This is a genomic window from uncultured Streptococcus sp., assembly GCF_901875575.1.
Taxonomy (GTDB): Bacteria; Bacillota; Bacilli; order Lactobacillales; family Streptococcaceae; genus Streptococcus.
The window spans coordinates 1-21,403 of record NZ_CABFMF010000008.1 but is presented as its reverse complement, the minus strand read 5'-3'; the positions used below and the strand labels follow the sequence as shown (position 1 = coordinate 21,403).

Annotated in this window: 18 protein-coding genes; 13 read left to right on the top strand and 5 right to left on the bottom strand. The window is 34.9% G+C overall.

The window, feature by feature from the left end; translation table 11 throughout:
• Window positions 1–35: 35 nt before the first annotated feature.
• The gene (locus QZ114_RS01855) at window positions 36–578 is read right to left on the bottom strand and encodes a TetR/AcrR family transcriptional regulator (protein ID WP_295499133.1); all 543 of its coding nucleotides are present in this window, start codon (window positions 576–578) and stop codon (window positions 36–38) included.
• Between the two features lie 169 nt (window positions 579–747).
• Here QZ114_RS01855 and QZ114_RS01850 point away from each other — a divergent pair, with 169 nt between their 5' ends.
• Window positions 748–3,348, top strand: a complete 2,601-nt coding sequence (locus QZ114_RS01850; RefSeq protein ID WP_295499184.1) for a YhgE/Pip domain-containing protein — start codon at window positions 748–750, stop codon at window positions 3,346–3,348.
• Between the two features lie 28 nt (window positions 3,349–3,376).
• Here QZ114_RS01850 and QZ114_RS01845 read toward each other — a convergent pair whose 3' ends face one another.
• Together QZ114_RS01845 and QZ114_RS01840 are read right to left on the bottom strand one after the other, a co-directional pair.
• On the bottom strand, window positions 3,377–5,920 hold the full coding sequence (locus QZ114_RS01845) for a YfhO family protein (RefSeq protein WP_295499130.1): 2,544 nt from the start codon (window positions 5,918–5,920) through the stop codon (window positions 3,377–3,379).
• Between the two features lie 61 nt (window positions 5,921–5,981).
• Window positions 5,982–7,604 carry an ATP-binding cassette domain-containing protein gene (locus tag QZ114_RS01840; protein WP_295499128.1) on the bottom strand — a complete coding sequence of 541 codons (1,623 nt, stop codon included), beginning with the start codon at window positions 7,602–7,604 and terminating at the stop codon, window positions 5,982–5,984.
• 205 nt (window positions 7,605–7,809) lie between these two features.
• On the opposite strand from QZ114_RS01840, the gene trpS reads away from it, so the two are divergent.
• Both trpS and guaB read left to right on the top strand, forming a co-directional pair.
• Window positions 7,810–8,835, top strand: coding sequence for a tryptophan--tRNA ligase (gene trpS, locus QZ114_RS01835; RefSeq protein WP_295499126.1), 1,026 nt, complete (start codon window positions 7,810–7,812; stop codon window positions 8,833–8,835).
• A 149-nt stretch (window positions 8,836–8,984) separates the two neighbouring features.
• A complete protein-coding gene (gene guaB / locus QZ114_RS01830) occupies window positions 8,985–10,463 on the top strand; it encodes an IMP dehydrogenase (RefSeq protein ID WP_295499123.1) in 1,479 nt (492 codons plus the stop codon).
• Window positions 10,464–10,517: 54 nt separating this feature from the next.
• On the opposite strand, the gene recF is transcribed toward guaB, so the two are convergent.
• The gene (gene recF, locus QZ114_RS01825; protein ID WP_295499120.1) at window positions 10,518–11,609 is read right to left on the bottom strand and encodes a DNA replication/repair protein RecF; all 1,092 of its coding nucleotides are present in this window, start codon (window positions 11,607–11,609) and stop codon (window positions 10,518–10,520) included.
• Between the two features lie 2 nt (window positions 11,610–11,611).
• Window positions 11,612–11,980 (bottom strand): S4 domain-containing protein YaaA, encoded by a 369-nt coding sequence (gene yaaA / locus QZ114_RS01820; protein WP_295499117.1) that lies wholly within the window; start codon window positions 11,978–11,980, stop codon window positions 11,612–11,614.
• 158 nt (window positions 11,981–12,138) lie between these two features.
• Here yaaA and QZ114_RS01815 point away from each other — a divergent pair, with 158 nt between their 5' ends.
• From QZ114_RS01815 to pcsB, 10 genes are all read left to right on the top strand, one after another.
• The gene (locus tag QZ114_RS01815) at window positions 12,139–13,389 is read left to right on the top strand and encodes an EF-P 5-aminopentanol modification-associated protein YfmF (RefSeq protein WP_295499114.1); all 1,251 of its coding nucleotides are present in this window, start codon (window positions 12,139–12,141) and stop codon (window positions 13,387–13,389) included.
• Entirely contained in the window at window positions 13,386–14,669 is a 1,284-nt protein-coding gene (locus QZ114_RS01810; RefSeq protein WP_295499111.1) for an EF-P 5-aminopentanol modification-associated protein YfmH, read from the top strand. The genes QZ114_RS01815 and QZ114_RS01810 overlap by 4 nt, the downstream gene beginning before the upstream one ends.
• 36 nt (window positions 14,670–14,705) lie before the next feature.
• Entirely contained in the window at window positions 14,706–15,530 is an 825-nt protein-coding gene (gene rodZ, locus QZ114_RS01805) for a cytoskeleton protein RodZ (protein ID WP_295499108.1), read from the top strand.
• A 10-nt stretch (window positions 15,531–15,540) separates the two neighbouring features.
• On the top strand, window positions 15,541–16,086 hold the full coding sequence (pgsA, locus tag QZ114_RS01800; RefSeq protein WP_295499105.1) for a CDP-diacylglycerol--glycerol-3-phosphate 3-phosphatidyltransferase: 546 nt from the start codon (window positions 15,541–15,543) through the stop codon (window positions 16,084–16,086).
• A complete protein-coding gene (locus tag QZ114_RS01795; RefSeq protein WP_295499102.1) occupies window positions 16,083–16,910 on the top strand; it encodes an energy-coupling factor ABC transporter ATP-binding protein in 828 nt (275 codons plus the stop codon). The genes pgsA and QZ114_RS01795 overlap by 4 nt, the downstream gene beginning before the upstream one ends.
• Window positions 16,895–17,734 carry an energy-coupling factor transporter ATPase gene (locus QZ114_RS01790; RefSeq protein WP_295499099.1) on the top strand — a complete coding sequence of 280 codons (840 nt, stop codon included), beginning with the start codon at window positions 16,895–16,897 and terminating at the stop codon, window positions 17,732–17,734. Before QZ114_RS01795 ends, QZ114_RS01790 begins: the two co-directional genes overlap by 16 nt.
• Entirely contained in the window at window positions 17,727–18,521 is a 795-nt protein-coding gene (locus QZ114_RS01785) for an energy-coupling factor transporter transmembrane protein EcfT (protein WP_295499096.1), read from the top strand. The genes QZ114_RS01790 and QZ114_RS01785 overlap by 8 nt, the downstream gene beginning before the upstream one ends.
• A 58-nt stretch (window positions 18,522–18,579) precedes the next feature.
• The gene (gene mreC, locus QZ114_RS01780) at window positions 18,580–19,398 is read left to right on the top strand and encodes a rod shape-determining protein MreC (RefSeq protein WP_295499094.1); all 819 of its coding nucleotides are present in this window, start codon (window positions 18,580–18,582) and stop codon (window positions 19,396–19,398) included.
• On the top strand, window positions 19,398–19,892 hold the full coding sequence (gene mreD, locus QZ114_RS01775; RefSeq protein WP_295499092.1) for a rod shape-determining protein MreD: 495 nt from the start codon (window positions 19,398–19,400) through the stop codon (window positions 19,890–19,892). Before mreC ends, mreD begins: the two co-directional genes overlap by 1 nt.
• A 93-nt stretch (window positions 19,893–19,985) precedes the next feature.
• Window positions 19,986–21,188, top strand: coding sequence for a peptidoglycan hydrolase PcsB (gene pcsB / locus QZ114_RS01770; protein ID WP_295499089.1), 1,203 nt, complete (start codon window positions 19,986–19,988; stop codon window positions 21,186–21,188).
• Window positions 21,189–21,403 lie beyond the last annotated feature (215 nt).

The following is a 21,403-nucleotide window of genomic DNA, read 5'->3' as shown; positions in this document are numbered from 1 at the left end:
ATAAAAGGGAACACAACTGTGTTCCTCTTTTTGTATCAATTTGTATCACCAAGCATCTTCATAAGGAAGTCTGTTATTTCTTTAGGACTTTCTTTTTTTCCATGTGCAATCCAAGTTTGGCAGACACCAAAAAGTGCGTGAGTTAGATAGATGCTACTGTATTCTAATTCAGTGGTATTGAGATTCAGTTGCATAAATCGCTTTTGTAAATCTGTACTGAGCATGATATGAAGTTTATTTCGTAAGAAATTTTGGATTTCTTTGGTCCCATTTTCAGAAAGAAGAGCAGCCAGAAGTGGTTCTGATTCTAGATATTCAAAGACTTCTAAAATAGCATCTCTTTTGTGATGAGCATGTTTTTGAAAAATATATTCAAATGTATGGAATAGCTTGCTTTGATAGTGCTCAATCATGTTATACTTATCCTTGTAGTGAGTATAGAAGCTGGAACGACTAATTCTGGCTTTTTCTGCTAGCTTGACAGTAGAAATTTGATCAAATGGTTGTTCCATCAGTAACTGTACCATAGCATTTTCAATAGTTCGCTTTGTTTTTAAGCGTTTATTACTTTCTTTCATATTTCCTCCTTATAAACAAATTAGACTATATGTCTAAAAATGGATTTTTTATCTTGTAATTTAGATTTTTTAATGTATAATCTATTATATCAAAATTTTAGACAATATGTTTAAAAAAGGAGGAACTATGTTTAAAGAATGGAAAGCAATTTAAAAAAAACCAACCTTTATTATTGTCATGATAGGGATTTCTCTTATTCCAGCTCTGTACAATATCATATTTTTGTCCTCAATGTGGGATCCATATGGTCAAGTGTCTGACTTACCTGTGGCAGTTGTCAATAATGATAAAGAGGCTTCCTATAATGGTAATACTATGGCAATAGGAAAAGACATGGTGTCCAATTTAAAAGAAAATAAAACCTTGGATTTTCATTTCGTGGATGAAGATGAAGGAAAGAAGGGTTTAGAAAATGGCGATTACTATATGGTAGTGACTTTACCCAGTGATTTATCTGAAAAAGCAGCTTCTATTTTAACGGATCATCCAGAGCAAATGCAAATTGATTATCAGACTTCAAGTGGTCATAGCTTTATTGCCAGCAAGATGAGCGATTCTGCGATGACACAATTAAAGCAGAGTGTTTCAACCAATGTAACCGAGACCTATACTAAAGCTTTATTCAATAAAATGGTCGATTTAAAGGATGGTATGAGTCAAGCAGCTTCTGGTAGTGAAAAATTAACTGATGGAGCGAATCAGTTAGTGGCAGGAAGTCAAACATTAACTACTAATCTAAACTCTTTAGCATATTCAAGTTTAACATTTTCAAATGGAACGGAGCAGTTTACTAAAGGATTATCCTCTTATGTCTCTGGTGTTGAACAACTTCATCTTGGCTTAGGGAATTTTAATAGTGGTTTAGTTACATATACTGGTGCAGTGAGTCAATTAGATAGCGGATTAGGTCAATTATCTTCTAAAAGTCCTGAATTAGTAAGGGGAATCAATCAGTTATATACTGGTGTAGAGTCCTATACTGACGGTGTTTCTATGCTTAATGCTGGTCTTAATCAATTTTCATCTGGTGTTAGTTCCTACACTAATGGAGTGGGAAGTCTTGCAACAGGTGCTAATCAGTTATCTAATCAATCAGCTACACTTCGAATGGGTATGGAGCAATTAAGTGAAGGAATTCAACAACTTTCTAGTAAGTTAGATGCTTCGTCTGAGCAAAAAGATCAAATTGCTCAATTATCTTCTGGTTTGAATCAGTTAAATCAAGCTATTCAAAATATTGATGTTGGAGATACAAAACACTTAGATTCTATTTTATCAAGTATAGTATCTCTTTCTAATCAAATGTTAGCAAGTGCTCAGTCTGATAAAGCGACTACATTAGCTAATATTCAATCGACAGCAGCTTATCAATCATTGACAAGTGAGCAACAAGCTGAGATAAGCGCTTCTGTATCTCAAAATTCGACTGATAGTATTCAATCGGCTCAGTCAATTATAGCTTTAGTACAAGGTTTACAGGGAAGCTTGGAAAACTTACAAAATCAATCTTCAAATATTTCGACATTAAAAAATCAAGCTAATCAAGTATTACCGCTTGCTTCTACTTCTTTGACAGGATTGTCAAGTGGATTAACAGAGATACAAGGAGCTGTTACTAGCAAATTAGTTCCTGCCAGTCAATCGATTTCATCAGGTGTAAACGCATATACTGCAGGTGTTGATAAAGTTTCTCAGGGCGCAAGTCAACTAAGTGAAAAAAATGTCACCTTGACAAGTAGTTTGGATCAACTAGTTTCAGGCTCAACTACCTTGACACAAAAATCTTCTAACTTGACAGTAGGAGTTGGTCAATTAGTTGAAAAAACTCCAGAATTAGTGTCTGGTATTGAAAAATTATCAACTGGCTCTAACCAATTGAATCAAAAGAGTCAAGAATTGATAGCAGGAGTTGATAAATTGCAGTCAGGCTCTAGCCAACTAGCTGACAAATCCAGTCAGTTAATTTTAGGTGCTTCTCAATTAGAAAGTGGAGCTAATAAATTGGCAGATGGAGCTGGGAAACTAGCAGAAGGTGGAACAAAGTTAACTTCTGGATTGGAAGGTTTACAGACAGGAGTTGCTTCTTTAGGACAAGGACTAAGTAATGCTAGTGATCAACTCAAATCAGCATCTACGGAATCTCAAAATGCAGAGATTTTGTCAAATCCACTCAATCTTTCAAAAACAGACAATGATCAAGTTCCTGTAAATGGAATTGCAATGGCTCCTTATATGATATCAGTTGCTCTCTTTGTTACAGCAATATCAACGAATATGATCTTTGCGAAGTTGCCTTCAGGGCGTCATCCGGAGAGCCGTTGGGCTTGGTTGAAATCTCGAGCTGAAATAAATGGTATTATAGCTGTTTTAGCAGGAATTTTGGTATATGGAGGAGTTCATCTTATTGGTTTAACTGCTAATCATGAAATGAGAACATTTATTCTCATCATCTTAACAAGTTTAGTATTCATGTCCATGGTGATTGCTTTAACAACGTGGAATAGCCGTATAGGAGCTTTCTTCTCTCTTATCTTGCTTTTATTACAGTTGGCATCAAGTGCCGGTACTTATCCACTTGCCTTGACAAATGATTTCTTTAGAGCCATTAATCCCTGGCTACCAATGAGTTATTCAGTTTCAGGATTACGACAAACAATCTCTATGACAGGAAATATTCATCATCAAGTCATTTTCCTTGCTGTGATACTAGCTTTATTTATTGGTTTAGGTATGCTAGCCTATCAACCTAAGAAAATGGAGGAAGATTAAAAAATCGACCAAGCAACTGGTCGATTTTTTATGTCTTAGATGACTTTCGTTTGTGATTATAGATTCCAAATAGTAAAAGAGAAGTAAAGGAACAGATTGCTCCAATAACAAACCCATTGGGAATGAAGGAAAGTGTAATAGTTCCTTTCCCCTTGGGAACATCAACTTTCATAAATCCAGTTTGAGCTTGTTTAATTTCTATTTTCTTACCATCTTGGTAGGCAGACCAACCTTTGTCATAAGGAATGGTGAAAAAAATAGATGTATCTTGTTGGACATCATATGTAGCAAAGACCTTGTTTTTAGAAGTTGATACTGTTACAGGTTGCTCTTTAATTTTTTGAATTGCCTCAGTTAAAGTTTGGGTATCTAAACGATAGAAGGTAGGAGATTCAAATGATACTTGTGAATTTCCAGGGAAACTAACATGAATATTGAAAGTTTTCTTCTCTTTTGTATAGCCTAGATTAAAGAAGGAGAAGGTATTATCAGTTGTAAAAGTTTTCTTATCTCCGTTGACAAGAATGTCAACCTTCTTTTGTTTATCATTAGAAAAGTGAAGGTTTGTGAAAGAAAGATAAACTTGGCTGTTTTCTGGTACTTCAATTTGATACTGGATTGCTACATCCTCATTTAAAGAACTTGTGACACTAATCAAATCAGTAGTATTTTCTGTTCTGTCATAAGGGATTGGAGAAAAATAATCAAAATTGACGTTAGCAAGTTGATTTAAAAACGAGGCTTGATTATCCAAAGTGTGTTCCTTGAACTTGACATCATTGTAAACAGATTGACTAGCAAAGGCAATCGGAAGAGAGAATTGATTTTCATATAGGGTAAGATTATCTTGTTGATATACATCTTGGAAACCATACTTATCAATAGGTTTTTCTGAGATATTGTACTGGATACCAAATAAACTATCAGCTAAAATACTATTATTAGCATAACGGAGATTGAGATTGGTTCCAGAGGATTTAAATCCAAGTTTATCCAAAGTAGAGCTTGCTGAACGATTTCGAACAGATGAAAATTGAGAGATTCCATTGTAGTTGAATTTCATACTGTCATTTCCTGTCTGAGTCTCTAGTTTCTCAGTACGAGTAAATTGGTTCTCAATATATGTTGAGAAAGATTCCATAGCTGGGATATCTCTACTATATGCACTTCGAGAAGCAAATCCCCATTCCTTAGCAATTCCGTTCATTTGAGATGAAGCATTTAAACTTATTTCAAGCATTATAAATAAAGAGATTAGAATGGCAAATAGATTTACAGAGATAAACTTTTTGATAACTGCAAGGAGTAAAAGAGAATAGACAACCAAAAATTCAAGAGTAAGAAGAATATTCAAATCTGTTAAAAAAGAATAATGCGATTTTAGATAGATGGTAGCTAAAAATCCTGTTACCACAAAAAAAAGCGAAACTAAAAAATTCCAGATTTTAATTTCTTTCAGACGATTTAAGACTTCTGCTGCAGTATAAATCAACAGAGTAGAAAAAATCCAAGCATAGCGATGTAAAAACATATTGGGAGTATGCATCCCTTGCCAAAATAAATCAAGTGTCTCTATGTAAAAACTAGCTATTAAAATAGTAAAGAACATTCCATAGATAAGTTTCACGTGAAACTTAATTGATTTTAATGAGAAAAATAAGATTGTTAAAATAAATGGAAACAAACCAACAAAAATCATTGGAATTGATCCATATTTTGTTGTATCAAAAGATCCAATAAATTGTTTAGCAAACACATCAAGATACCAGCTACCATCAGTTTTAAATTTTGTGATAGCTGTTAATTTTTCTCCATGAGTCCGTAAATCTAAGAGAGTAGGAAGAGTCATGATTGAACTAGTCAATCCAGCTAAAAAGGAAGTGAGTACGAAATCAAGAAAGGACAATCTTCGTATTTTAAAGTTCCAAGAAATTTGACAGAGATACCAGAAAAAGAGAAATAAGGCTGTCATATAAGCAAAATAATAATTTTGGATAAATAAGATTGACAAACTTGTAAAGTATAAAAGACATTTATTTTCTGTAATTAATAGGTGTAGACCTGTTATAATTAATGGAATCAAGATAAAGACATCTAACCAAGTTTTTATCTCTAACTGACTGACAGAGAAACTCATCAGAGCATAGGAAGTAGATAAAGCTAGTTTTAAAGGTTTAGGAATCGATTGAAATAATTTATTTAAACTAAAGTAAGTTGACAGTCCAATCAATCCAAATTTTAAGAGAGTTGTCAGATAGACAGCATCTGGCATATTAGTTAGATCAAAAAAGTAAACTAGTGGTGAAAGGAAACTACCCAAGTAATAACTAGATAGGGCATAGAAATTCAATCCAAGGCCACTTGTAAAGGTGTAAAACAGACTACCATTTCCATGTAGGATATTTCGTAAAGTTACATCAAAAATAACGTATTGATGAAACCCATCTCCTAATAGTGGAGAGTTGTCGCTATTCCAGTAGATACCTTGAGATAGATATACTCCTATCATAATGATTATGGGAATAATGAAAGAAACAAAATAGGTCCAATATGTTTTAAAAAATAATTTCATGTTACCTCATAAAATGTTAGAAAACTCAGCTGGTTAACCCAACTGAGTTTTGAAGTTTTATTTAATCTTTCCAAAGTTCTTTAACTTTTGCTTGTACTTCTGCATTTTCTAGGAATTCATCATAGGTTTCATCAATACGATCGATGACGCCATTTTTAGATAAGACAATGATATGGTTAGCCAAAGTTTGAATAAACTCGTGGTCATGGCTGGCAAAGATGATTGACTCTTTAAAATTTTTCAATCCATCGTTCAAACTTGAGATAGATTCCAAGTCCAAGTGGTTGGTTGGATCATCAAGTATGAGGACATTTGATTTCAAGAGCATGAGTTTTGAAAGCATGACACGTACTTTTTCTCCCCCTGACAAGACATTTACAGGTTTGTTAACTTCATCTCCAGAGAAAAGCATACGTCCGAGGAAACCACGTAGGAATGTGTTATCATCTTCTTCTTTACTTGCGAATTGACGCAACCAGTCAAGAATCGATTCTCCCCCTGCAAAATCGGCCGAGTTATCTTTTGGCAAGTAAGAACGGCTAGTAGTTACTCCCCACTTGACAGTACCTTCATAGTCAATGTCCCCCATGATTGCACGAATTAATGCAGTCGTTTGGATGTCATTTTGTCCAATAAGTGCTGTCTTATCACCTGGACGCAAGATAAAGTTGATGTTATCTAAAATAGTCTCACCATCAATCTTTACAGTTAGATTTTCTACTGTCAAGAGGTCATTACCAATTTCACGTTCCGCTTTAAAGTTGATAAATGGATATTTACGACTAGATGGCACAATTTCTTCAAGTTCAATTTTATCAAGCATTTTCTTACGTGATGTTGCTTGTCTTGATTTAGAAGCATTTGCAGAGAAACGAGCAACGAATTCTTGCAATTGTTTAATTTTTTCTTCTGCTTTAGCATTACGGTCTGCTAGCAATTTAGCAGCAAGTTCTGAAGATTCTTTCCAGAAGTCATAGTTTCCAACATAGAGTTTGATTTTTCCAAAATCAAGATCGGCCATGTGTGTACATACTTTATTTAAGAAGTGACGGTCATGGGACACCACGATAACCGTGTTATCAAAGTCAATCAAAAAATCTTCTAACCAAGTAATTGACTGGATATCTAAACCATTGGTAGGCTCATCCAAGAGAAGAACATCAGGTTTACCAAAAAGTGCTTTGGCAAGGAGAACTTTAACTTTTTCACCATTTGCTAATTCACTCATATTCTGGTAATGGAGTTCTTCTGGTATATTTAGGTTTTGAAGTAATTGAGAGGCTTCGCTCTCAGCTTCCCAACCACCAAGTTCAGCGAATTCTCCTTCAAGCTCAGCAGCGCGAACTCCGTCTTCATCTGAAAAATCTTCCTTCATGTAAATAGCATCTTTTTCTTTCATGATATTATAAAGTTTTTCGTTCCCCATGATAACGACATCAATAGCACGTTCTTCCTCATAGTCAAAGTGATTTTGACGAAGAACAGAGAGACGTTCATCTGGACCAAGAGAAATATGACCAGTAGTAGGTTCGATATCTCCGGCTAAAATTTTTAAAAAGGTTGATTTTCCGGCACCATTAGCACCGATTAATCCATAAGTATTTCCTTCTGTAAATTTGATATTGACATCATCAAAAAGTTTGCGATCACTAAAACGTAGTGAAACATCAGATACTGTAAGCAATATTTTTCTCCTATATGTGTAATATATTTATTCTACTAGAAAATACAGAAATATTCAAATTTTTATCTGTCAATTTTTTGTAAACTAGATTTACAATATCCTTTACACAGATCTGTAAATAGCAAGGTTGATTTATTTTGATAAATTACGGTTATTTTATTAAAAAAATGCTATAATTGAAGAGACCATATTGGAGGAAATGAAAATGACTAAACCTATTATTTTAACAGGAGACCGTCCGACAGGTAAATTACATATTGGACATTACGTGGGTAGTCTCAAAAATAGAGTATTGTTACAGGAAGAGAATAAGTATGATATGTTTGTATTCTTGGCTGATCAACAAGCTTTAACAGATCACGCTAAGGACCCTCAAACTATTGTAGAGTCTATCGGAAATGTTGCTTTGGATTATCTTGCTGTTGGATTGAATCCAAATAAATCAACTATCTTTATTCAAAGCCAAATTCCAGAATTGGCTGAGTTATCTATGTACTACATGAACTTGGTTTCATTGGCTCGCTTGGAGCGTAATCCTACTGTAAAAACTGAGATTGCTCAAAAAGGATTTGGAGAAAGCATACCAACTGGTTTCCTAGTTTATCCAATAGCTCAAGCTGCTGATATTACTGCTTTTAAGGCTAATTATGTTCCTGTAGGAACAGACCAAAAGCCAATGATTGAACAGACTCGAGAAATTGTTCGTTCTTTTAATCATGCTTATAATTGTGATGTATTGGTGGAACCTGAAGGTATCTATCCAGAAAATGAGGGAGCAGGTCGTCTACCTGGTCTAGATGGGAATGCTAAAATGTCTAAATCTCTCAATAATGGTATTTATCTAGCTGATGATGCGGATACTTTACGTAAGAAAGTAATGAGCATGTATACAGATCCAAATCATGTTAAAGTTGAGGATCCAGGAAAAATCGAAGGGAATATGGTTTTCCATTACCTAGATGTTTTTAGTCGCCCTGAAGATGCTAAAGAAATAGCAGATATGAAAGAACACTATCAACGAGGAGGTCTTGGTGATGTGAAGACCAAGCGTTATCTACTTGAAATTTTAGAAAGAGAACTAGGTCCGATTCGTGAGCGCCGTATTGAGTTTGCCAAGGATATGGGGGAAGTTTATAATATGCTCCAAAAAGGTAGTCAACATGCACGAGAAGTTGCAGGAAAAACATTATCTGAAGTCAAGGGAGCAATGGGGCTTCAATATTTTAATTAATTTTATATTATAAGAAACTATCATTTTTTCAATATTAGAAAAGATAGTTTTTATTTATCCTGTAATATTTGACAAATTTTTATAGAATGGTATGATAGATACAATATAAAAAAGTCAAGCTCAAAAAGAAAGAAAAGAGGAAACTTCGAATGTCTAATTGGGACACTAAATTTTTGAAAAAAGGTTTTACCTTTGATGATGTATTGCTTATTCCAGCTGAAAGTCATGTGTTACCTAATGATGCGGATTTAACAACTAAATTGGCAGATAATTTGACTTTAAATATCCCAATTATTACAGCCGCAATGGACACAGTAACAGAAAGTCAAATGGCAATTGCTATTGCTCGTGCGGGTGGTCTCGGAGTTATTCATAAAAATATGTCAATTGCACAGCAAGCAGATGAGGTTCGTAAAGTAAAACGTTCTGAAAATGGTGTTATTATTGATCCTTTCTTCTTGACGCCAGAGCACACCATTGCTGAAGCAGATGAGCTTATGGGACGTTACCGTATTAGTGGTGTTCCCGTGGTTGAAACACTCGAAAATCGTAAATTAGTTGGTATTTTAACAAACCGAGATCTTCGTTTTATTTCAGATTATAATCAACCTATCTCAAATCATATGACCAGTGAAAATCTTGTTACTGCCCCTGTTGGAACTGATCTTTCAATAGCTGAAAGTATTCTTCAAGAGCACCGTATTGAAAAACTTCCTTTAGTTGATGAAGAGGGTCGTCTTTCTGGTTTGATTACTATTAAAGATATTGAAAAAGTAATTGAGTTTCCAAATGCTGCTAAAGATGAGTTTGGTCGTCTTTTAGTAGCAGGCGCAGTTGGAGTTACTTCAGATACGTTTGAGCGTGCAGAAGCTCTTTTTGAAGCAGGAGCAGATGCAATTGTTATTGATACAGCGCATGGTCATTCTGCGGGTGTTCTTCGTAAAATTGCTGAAATTCGCGCTCATTTCCCAGATCGTACTTTAATTGCAGGTAATATTGCTACAGCTGAAGGAGCGCGTGCTCTTTATGATGCAGGTGTGGATGTCGTTAAAGTCGGTATTGGACCAGGTTCTATCTGTACTACTCGTGTGATTGCTGGTGTGGGTGTTCCGCAAGTAACAGCTATCTACGATGCTGCAGCTGTTGCGCGTGAATATGGAAAAACTATCATTGCTGATGGTGGAATCAAGTACTCTGGAGACATTGTAAAAGCTCTTGCTGCGGGAGGAAATGCTGTTATGCTTGGATCTATGTTTGCTGGAACTGATGAAGCTCCAGGTGAAACTGAAATCTTCCAAGGACGTAAATTTAAGACTTACCGTGGTATGGGATCAATCGCTGCAATGAAGAAAGGTTCAAGCGATCGTTACTTCCAAGGTTCTGTCAATGAAGCAAACAAACTCGTTCCAGAAGGAATTGAAGGTCGTGTTGCTTATAAAGGAGCGGCAGCTGATATTGTCTTCCAAATGATTGGTGGTATTCGCTCTGGTATGGGTTACTGTGGTGCAGCTAACCTTAAAGAACTACACGATAATGCTCAATTTATTGAAATGTCTGGTGCTGGTTTGAAAGAAAGCCATCCTCATGATGTGCAAATTACGAATGAGGCACCAAACTATTCTATGTAAAAAGAATTGAAAAGAACTCCTGTTGTCCAGGGGTTCTTTTGATTGTTGTAAACTTTAGTTGACAGTTATTTCACCATCTTCTATAGTGAAAATGCTGAGATTCTCTGGTAGATTTTGAAGATGATCTAAGCTTGTTGTTGTGATAAAGGTTTGGATTGATTGAGAAATAGTTTCTAATAATTTCAGTTGTCTAGTGTTGTCAAGTTCACTCATAACATCGTCAAGCAGTAATATCGGAGATTCTGTAGTAATGCTTTCCATTAATTCGATTTCTGCTAATTTTATCGATAGGACGAGACTACGATGTTGACCTTGACTCCCGAAACTAGCATCCATCCCATTTATATAAAAAGAAATGTCATCTCGATGAGGACCAACACCAGTATTCTTTTTAAATAAATCTCTGGACCTACTTTTTTCTAAAGCAATTTTGAAAGATTCTGATAAGTCTTCTTTGTCAGTTAACTTTACAGAAGATTGATAGGATATTGACAACTCTTCAACCTGATTAGAAAGTTCAAAATGTTTCTTACGACCAAAATGTTCTAGTTTTTTTATGAAATCTAAGCGGTGATTCATCACACGACATCCATAATCTACTAGCTGATCATCTAGTACTGAAAGGAAGGTTTCATCTATTTTTTGAGTTGATTTTAGATAAGTGTTTCTTTGTTTTAGGATATGGTTATAATTTGTTAAGTCAGATAAATAGATTGGCTTAATTTGCCCAAGCTCCATATCAATGAATTTTCGTCGAATTGAAGGAGATCCTTTAATGAGTTGTAAATCTTCAGGAGCAAATAAAATAACATTCATATGGCCCACATAGTCTGAAAGTCGTGCCTGTTTTAAATGATTAACTTTTGTCACACGCCCTTTTTGTGTTAGTTCTATTTCTAGAGGAACGGATCCCGTTTTTTTCTGAACAAGACCTGAAAGATGAAGTTGTTCCTCATCAAAATGAATGAGATTTTTATCTGTTCGAGTTCGATGACTGCGTGTTAAGGCTAAAAAATAGATAGCCTCTAACATATTTGTTTTACCTTGTGCATTGCGTCCTAAAAAGACATTTAATTTAGGATTAAAGTCGATTTTCGTCTCTTTGTAGTTACGAAAAGTCTTGAGAGATAGGTGTTGTAGCCACATGATTATCTACCAGGGAATCGTGGAGCTTGTTTGCTTTTGGGCGATGAAGTAGGTTTAGAGTTGTCTTTTTTTACTCCTTTATTCATCTCCTTAACAAGTTTAGCGATTCGTTCTTTTTCAACTTTATCAGCTTGGTATTTATCTTGCTCCTCAGAAGTAGGTTGTGTCAACAAGATGTCAATATTCATACCAGGGATGTCAACTTTATCGCCAATACGAAGTTTTTTACCACGACGACTCTCTAATTCCCCATTAAAGTAAACAGAATGTTCAGAGAGAAATGATTTGATAGCTCCTCCGCTATGTGTAATTCCAAGTTCTTTTAGCAGTGCTTGGAGGGTAATAAATTCTTCAAATAATTTGTATTCCATAATTCACCTCAATCTTTGGTATTATACCATATTTTCCTAAAATTAGTGAGAGAAACAGGGAGAAATGTAAGCGATTTTTATTTCAAAAGTGTTACAGAGAACAAGAAAATTTCAGTTTTTCGTGATATAATAGAAGTCTATATGTAAGGAGGTAAATCATGGAGTTAGTGCATGGAATTTCAACACATTTTATCCAATCAAAAAAGTTTAAGACGAACAAAATAAGCATTCGTTTTACAGCTCCATTATCTCTTGACACGATTGCAGGTCGTATGTTGAGTGCGAGTATGTTAGAAACTGCCAATCAGAAATATGATAAGTCTCAAGATTTCAGAAGATATTTAGCTAGTTTATATGGGACAGATGTCTCAACTAATTGTTATAGAAGAGGTCAAAGTCATATTGTAGATTTGACATTGACTTATGTTCGAGACGAGTTTTTGAGTAGAAAAAATGTCTTGACAATGCAGGTACTAGAGTTAGTGAAAGAGATTCTGTTTTCACCTTTATTGTTGGATGATGGCTTTGAACCAGTTTTATTTGAGATTGAAAAAAAGCAATTATTAGCAATTTTAGCAGCCGATATGGATGATTCTTTTTATTTGGCACATAAAGAATTAGACCAGCTTTTCTTTAATGATAAGCGTCTTCAGCTAGAATATAAATTTTTAAGAGATCGTATTTTAAAGGAAACACCTCAAAGTTCTTACGCCTGTTTTCAAAACTTTTTAGCTAATGATCGAATAGATTTCTTTTTTTTAGGTGATTTTAATGAGGTTGAAGTTCAAACATTATTAGAATCTTTCCATTTTAAGGATCGTAAAGGAGATGTTAGGGTTCAGTATCAACAACCCTACTCAAATATACTGCAAGAAAGTATGGTTAGAAAAAATGTGGGACAATCCATTTTGGAATTGGGTTACCATTGTTCTGTTGAATATGGTGATGAGCAGCATTTACCCATGATTGTTATGAATGGTTTATTGGGAGAATTTGCTCATTCTAAATTATTCTCAAATGTCCGTGAGAAAGCTGGATTAGCTTATACTATTTCAAGCCAGTTAGATTTATTTAGTGGATTTTTGAGAATATATGCGGGTATAGATCGAGAAAATCGTAATCAGGTTCGCAAGATGATGAATAACCAATTGCTTGATTTAAAAAAAGGTTACTTTACTGATATTGAAATAGAGCAGACTAAAGAGATGATTCGTAGATCTTTATTGATTTCTCAAGATAGTCAGAGTTCGCTCATTGAAATAGCCTATCAAAATGCTATACTTGGAAAATCTTCTGAAGATATTGAAAGTTGGATTGAAAGGCTAGATAAAATTGACAAGGAAGCTATTTGTAAAGCTGCTAGTAATGTTAAATTACAAGCGATTTACTTTATGGAAGGTATAGAATGACAAGGATTATTTTTGAAGAAAAATACTATCCAGCTGTAAAAGAAAGGGTTTATCGAACACGTTTGTCAAATGGACTGACAGTATCTCTTTTACCAAAAAAAGAATTTAACGAGGTTTACGGGAGTGTAACTGTTAGATTTGGTTCTATAGATACGCTTGTTAAAATTGTTGACAGTGTTGTAAAAAGATATCCTGCGGGGATTGCTCATTTTCTTGAACATAAACTGTTTGAGAGGGAAGATTCTAGTGATATAATGGCAGCGTTTACGCTACTAGGAGCAGATAGTAATGCTTTTACAAGTTTTACTAAAACTAACTATCTTTTTTCAGCTACGGATTATTTACTAGAGAATTTAGATTTACTTGAAGAATTGGTTACGACCGCTTATTTTACAGAAGATTCTATACTTAGAGAGCAAGATATTATACAGCAAGAACGAGAGATGTATCAAGATGATCCAGATTCGTGCCTATTCTTTTTAACTTTAGCTAATTTATATCCAGGAACCTCTTTAGCTACAGATATAGTTGGTAGTGAAGAGTCTATTTTTCAAATTAATACCGATAACTTACAAGAAAATTTCATAAGGTTTTACAAACCCGCCAATATGTCCTTGTTCTTAGTTGGTAACTTTGATGTTGAACAAATAAAAGATTACTTTCAAAGAAAAAACATACAAGATGTGAGTTTGGAAGAGATAACAAGAGAAAAAATTGTGTTACAAGATGTGAAGCGAACAGATAGTGTGAGAATGGAAGTGTCTTCTCCGAAACTTGCCATTGGAATTAGGGGTAAGCAAGAAATTTTTGAAGAAAATTGCTATCGATACCATATTTTATTAAAAATATTGTTTGCAATGATGTTTGGTTGGACCTCAAATCGTTTTCAGAACTTATACGAATCAGGCAAGATAGACGCTTCTTTATCGCTTGAAGTTGAAGTGACAGATCGTTTTCATTTTGTCATGTTGACAATGGATACGAAAGAGCCAGTTTCCTTATCACACCAGTTTAGGAAAGCTATTTGTAATTTTACAAAGGATTCGGATATTACAGAAGAACATTTGGACATTATTAAAAGAGAGATGTATGGAGAATTTTTCAGTAGCCTGAATTCTTTGGAATTTATTGCGACACAGTATGATGTTTTTGACAAAGGTGAAACAATTTTTGATTTGCCAAAAATTTTACAAGAAATCACTTTAGAAGATGTTATTGAAGCGGGACATCACTTAATAGATGATGGGGATATCGTTGATTTTACAATTTTCCCAATATAAAAGTAATGTAAAAACCAGAAAGAAAGAATGTTAAGTATGAGAAAAAAAACGATTGGTGAGGTTTTACGTTTAGCTAGAATAAATCAGGGGCTAAGTTTAGATGAGTTACAGAAAAAGACAGCAATCCAGTTAGATATGTTAGAAGCTATGGAAACAGATGATTTTGATAAGCTTCCTACTCCTTTTTATGCACGATCTTTCTTGCGTAAATATGCTTGGGCAGTTGAATTGGATGAAGGAATAGTTTTGGATGCTTATGACTCTGGGAACATGATTATTTATGATGAAGTAGATATTGATGATGACTTTTCAGGTCGTAGACAAAAAAGCAAGCAAAATAGAGCATCATTTTTACCATTGTTTTATTTTATCCTCTTTGCACTATCGATTTTAATCTTTGTAACATATTATGTTTGGAATTATATTCAAACCCAACCGGATCCTACTTCCTATTCTAGTTATAGTGTGGTACAAGAAACAAGCTCGACTAGCTCGGTGATTCAATACTCAAGTAGTAGTGTAAACTCTAGTTCTTCTAGTATGGAGTCAGCTCTAAGCATTTCAGGAGTAGGAAATAATGTGGAGGTGGTCTATAAAACAAATCAGGAAACAGCTAAAATACAATTGGCAGTTTCAGATGGAAGAAGTTGGGTAAGTGTGTCAGATAGTGAGCTTGCAGGCGGTGTAACTTTATCGCCAAACAATAAAAGTAGCCAAACGACAGTTTCAACTAAAAATCCAGTGACAGTGACTTTAGGTGTTGTAAAAGGTGTTGTTTTGACTATAGATAATCAGACAGTTGATTTATCTAAATTAACAACTCCGACTGGAACGATTTCTATCAATTTCACTAAAAATTAAGGAAAAACGAATGAAAAAAGAACAAATTCCAAATCTTTTAACAATAGGTCGTATCCTATTTATCCCTATCTTCATCCTTATTTTAACTGTAGGAAAATCGACGGGGAGTCATATGATAGCAGCGATAATTTTTGCGATTGCTAGTATCACAGACTATCTAGATGGCTATCTAGCCCGTAAGTGGAATGTGGTTAGTAATTTTGGGAAATTTGCGGATCCGATGGCGGATAAGTTACTAGTTATGTCGGCTTTTATTATGCTAATAGAGCTAGAGATGGCACCTGCTTGGATTGTTTCAGTGATTGTCTGTCGTGAACTTGCTGTAACAGGTTTAAGATTATTACTAGTAGAAACTGGGGGAACAGTTCTTGCGGCAGCGATGCCAGGTAAAATTAAGACTTTTAGTCAGATGTTTGCTATTATTTTCTTATTACTACATTGGACCTTGATTGGCCAAGTTTTACTTTATATAGCTTTGTTTTTCACTATCTATTCTGGCTATGATTATTTTAAGGGTAGTGCGCATGTTTTTAAAGGGACATTTGGTTCGAAATGAAATCGATTATTGATGTAAAAAATCTTTCTTTTCGTTATAAAGAAAGTCAAGAATACTATAATTTGAAAGATATTACGTTTCACGTGAAACGTGGAGAATGGATTTCTATCGTAGGGCATAACGGTAGCGGTAAATCAACGACTGTCCGATTAATTGATGGTTTGCTTGAAGCGGAGTCTGGAGAAATTCTAATCGATGGACAACAATTAACAGAAGAAAATATTTGGGATTTACGCCGTCAGATTGGTATGGTATTTCAAAATCCTGATAATCAATTTGTTGGAGCAACTGTTGAGGATGATGTTGCTTTTGGTTTGGAAAATCAGGGAATTTCTCGTCAAGAAATGAAGGAAAGAGTAGAGGAAGCTCTGAATTTGGTTGGCATGTCGGACTTTAAAAAGAAAGAGCCGGCACGTCTATCAGGTGGTCAAAAGCAACGTGTAGCTATTGCTGGAGTTGTGGCTCAAAGGCCAGCTATATTAATCCTAGACGAAGCAACCAGTATGTTAGATCCTGAGGGACGTAGAGAACTGATTGAAACAGTTCAAGGAATTAGAAAAGACTACGACATGACAGTCATTTCCATTACACATGATTTAGAAGAAGTTGCTATGAGTGATCGTGTATTGGTAATGAAAAAAGGGATTATTGAATCAACTAGTAGTCCCAGGGAACTTTTTTCTAGAAATGATTTAGATAAAATCGGATTGGATGATCCTTTTGCAAATCAGTTGAAACATTTTTTAAGCCAGAGTGGTTATGATTTACCTGAACATTATTTGACAGAAAGTGAGCTAGAGGACAAGCTATGGGAATTGCTCTAGAAAATGTGAGTTATACGTATCAAGAGGGGACTCCCTTGGCTTCAACAGCTTTGTCTGATATTTCTTTGACGATTGAAGATGGTTCGTATACTGCTCTAATTGGACATACAGGAAGCGGAAAATCAACGATTTTACAACTTTTAAATGGTTTATTGATCCCAAGTCAAGGAAGTATCCAAGTTTTTGATACACTCATCACTGCAAATTCTAAGAATAAAGACATTCGTCAGATACGTAAACAAGTTGGATTAGTATTTCAATTTGCAGAAAATCAGCTTTTTGAAGAAACTGTTTTGAAAGATGTGGCTTTTGGACCGAAAAATTTTGGAGTTTCGGAAGAAGAGGCAGAGAAGATTGCGCGAGAAAAATTGGGCATGGTCGGAATTGACGAATCCTTATTTGAACGTAGTCCGTTTGAACTTTCTGGTGGTCAAATGAGGCGTGTTGCTATCGCGGGGATACTTGCAATGGAGCCTGCAATCTTAGTTCTGGATGAACCAACGGCAGGCTTGGATCCTCTTGGAAGAAAAGAATTGATGAGCTTGTTTAAACAGTTGCATTTATCAGGAATAACCATTGTCTTGGTAACGCATTTGATGGACGATGTAGCTGAATATGCAGATCAAGTATTTATCATGCAAAAGGGACAGTTGGTTAAAAGTGGTCAGCCGAGTGACGTTTTTCAGGACGTTGCATTTATGGAAACAGTACAGTTGGGTGTCCCTAAAATAACAGCTTTTTGTAAACGATTGGCTGATAGAGGTGTATCCTTTAAAAAACTACCAATTAGGATAGATGAATTTAAGGAGTCGTTAGATGGATAGTATGATTTTGGGGCGTTATATACCTGGAGATTCGATTGTTCACCGATTGGATCCGCGTAGTAAATTATTGTCGATGATGTTATTGATTTTGATTGTTTTTTGGGCCAATAACTCTATCACCAATTTGATTCTTTTCATTGCGACAGGCATTTTTATCGCTTTGTCAGGTGTATCGATTTCATTCTTTATTCAGGGATTGAAGTCTATGTTCTTTTTTATCGCCTTTACGACCCTTTTTCAATTCTTTTTCATTTCAAGTGGGAATGTTATATTTGAGTTTTGGTTTGTGAGAATCACTGATTACGCTCTGCAACAAGCTGGGATTATTTTTTGTCGCTTTATCTTGATAATTTTCTTTTCAACTTTATTAACATTAACGACTATGCCTTTGAGTTTAGCATCAGCGGTTGAAGGATTATTATCGCCTTTAAAGAAAGTGAAAGTTCCTGTTCATGAAATTGGCTTGATGCTATCAATGAGTTTGCGTTTTGTACCAACCTTGATGGATGATACGACAAGGATTATGAATGCTCAGAAAGCGCGTGGAGTTGATTTTGATGAAGGAAGTATTGTTCAAAAAGTGAAGGCATTGATTCCTATTTTGATTCCTTTATTTGCAACTAGTTTAAAAAGAGCAGATTCATTAGCGATTGCTATGGAGGCGCGTGGTTATCAGGGAGGAAAAGGTAGAAGTCAATATCGACAATTAAAATGGAGTCTCAAGGACACGCTAACAATTTTTGTCATTCTAGTGCTTGGTTTTTGCTTATTCTTATTAAAATCGTAGTAAATTCTAAGAATTTATTAAAATTTAAAGTAACAATTTTTAACATAAAGGTAGGAGTATGAATCGTTTTAAAACATCAAAATATGTAATTATTGTTTTTGTCACTGTTTTGATTGTGTCGGCACTTTTAGCGACGACGTACTCAAGTACAGTTGTTACAAAAGTAGGAGATGGGATTTCATTGGTTGATAGGGTTATTCAAAAACCTTTTCAATGGTTTCATTCTATGAAATCGGACTTAAGCCACTTAACACGTACCTATAATGAAAATGAGAATCTAAAAAAACAAATCTACCAGTTAGAAGTTAAATCAAATGAGGCCGAGAGTTTAAAAAAACAAAATGAACAATTACGTCAGCTGTTGGATATGAAATCAAAGTTACAAGCTACTAAAATCTTGGCAACAGATGTCATTATGCGCTCCCCAGTATCTTGGCAACAGGAATTAACGCTGGATGCAGGTCGTTTAAAAGGGGTTTCTGAAAATATGCTAGTCATTGCAAATGGTGGTTTGATTGGTAGTGTTTCAAAAGTAGAAGATAACTCCACAGTTGTTAACCTTTTAACAAATACAGAAAATGCTGATAAGATTTCGGTTAAAATTCAACATGGTTCTGACGTGATTTATGGAATTATTATTGGTTATGATAAGGAAAATGACGTTCTTAAAATTAGTCAGTTAAATAGCAACACTGATATTAGTGTGGGTGATAAGGTCACAACAGGTGGTTTAGGGAACTTTAATGTCAAAGATATTCCTGTTGGAGATGTGGTTTCTACAACACATAGTAATGACTATTTGACACGAGAAGTAACTGTCAAATTAACAGCTAATATCAAGGATTTATATGCGGTAGAATTAGTGGGGAATTCTTAATGAGACAGTTAAAACATGTTGGTATTTTCTTATTGCTTCCTTTAATTGTTTTAATCGATGCTCACCTTAGTCAAGTAGTAGGTTCTTTCTTTCCCTATGTTCATTTAAGCAGTCATTTTCTATTCTTATTCCTCATGTTTGAAACGATTGAAGTATCAGAGTATTTCTATTTGCTTTATTGTTTTACAGTCGGTTTAGTTTATGATATTTACTTTTTTCACTTAATAGGGATAGCAACTCTTTTATTTGTCTTGCTAGGAGTATCTATATATAAATTGAACAGTATTATTTTGATGAATCGTTGGACAAGAATCTTAGCTATTATTGTAATGAGTTTTCTATTTGATATGGGAACTTATCTTATTGCTCTTGTTGTAGGAATCACTGTAGATAATTTAGCAATTTTTATAGTTTATAGCTTGGTACCATCGATGATTTTAAATTTTATATGGATGTTTATCTTCCAGTTTATTTTTGAAAAATATTATCTATAAGAAAGAAATAAAAATGTAACAAAGGCGTAATATTCATTAAGCCTTTTTTTGGTATACTAGTATTGTCTTTAAAAGAAGGAGTACCTACATAATATGAAGAAAAAAATTTTAGCGTCGCTTTTATTGAGTACAGTATTGGTTTCACAAGTTGCAGTTTTGAATACTGTGAACGCAGAAAATATTGATAAAAAAATTGCGGCTAATGATAATAAAATTAGCACGTTAACAGCACAACAACAAGCGGCCCAAAAACAAGTTAGCCAGATTCAGGAGCAAGTTTCTGCTATTCAAGCAGAGCAATCTAACTTACAGTCTGAAAATGATAGATTACAGGAAGAATCTAAAAAACTTGAGGGAGAAATTACAGAATTGTCTAAAAACATTGTGTCTCGCAATGGTTCGTTAGAAAAACAAGCTCGTAGCGCTCAAACAAGTGGAGCTGCAACTAGCTACATCAATACAATTGTAAATTCAAAATCAATTACGGAGGCTATTTCACGTGTTGCTGCAATGAGTGAAATTGTATCTGCTAACAATAAAATGCTAGAACAACAAAAAGCAGATAAAAAAGCTATCTCTGAAAAACAAATTGCAAATAACGATGCTATTAATACAGTTATCGCAAACCAACAAAAATTAGCTGATGATGCTCAAGCATTGACAACTAAGCAAGCTGAACTTAAAGCTGCAGAATTGAATCTTGCTGCTGAGAAAGCAACTGCTGAAGGAGAAAAGGCAAGTTTGTTGCAACAAAAAGCAGCAGCAGAAGTAGCAGCACGTGCAGCAGCGGCGGCTGAAGCGGCATACAAAGAAAAGCAAGCAGCTCAACAACAATCTATTCTTGCTTCAGCAAATACTAATTTAAACGCTCAGATACAGGCAGTTTCATCATCTACAGCAGCGGCAGAAGCTTCTTCAACTGCATCTACACCTCTTCAAGCGAAAGCTACCCCAACATATAATACAAATGCTTCAAGTTATCCTATTGGGGAATGTACTTGGGGAGCTAAAACTTTAGCACCTTGGGCAGGAGATTACTGGGGTAATGGAGCGCAGTGGGCTACAAGTGCAGCAGCGGCGGGATTCCGTACAGGTTCAACACCTCAAGTTGGCGCAATTGTATGTTGGAATGATGGCGGTTATGGACACGTAGCGGTTGTAACAGCTGTTGAATCAACAACGCGTATTCAAGTTTCAGAATCAAACTACGCTGGTAATAGATCAATCGGAAATTATCGTGGTTGGTTCAATCCAGCATCTTACCCAGGAGTTGTTAGTTACATTTATCCAAACTAATAAATAAAAAGGAACTCTATCTGAATGAACTGCACCTCAAAAGTTAGATTTGTTTTGTCTAACTTTTGGGGTGTTTTATGACTCTTTGTCAACTGTAGTGGGTTGAAGAAAAGCTAAGCTCGAGAAAGGACGAAATTTGTCCTTTCTTTTTTGATGTTAAGAGCGATAAAAATCCGTTTTTTGAAGTTTTCAAAGTTCCGAAAACCAAAGGCATT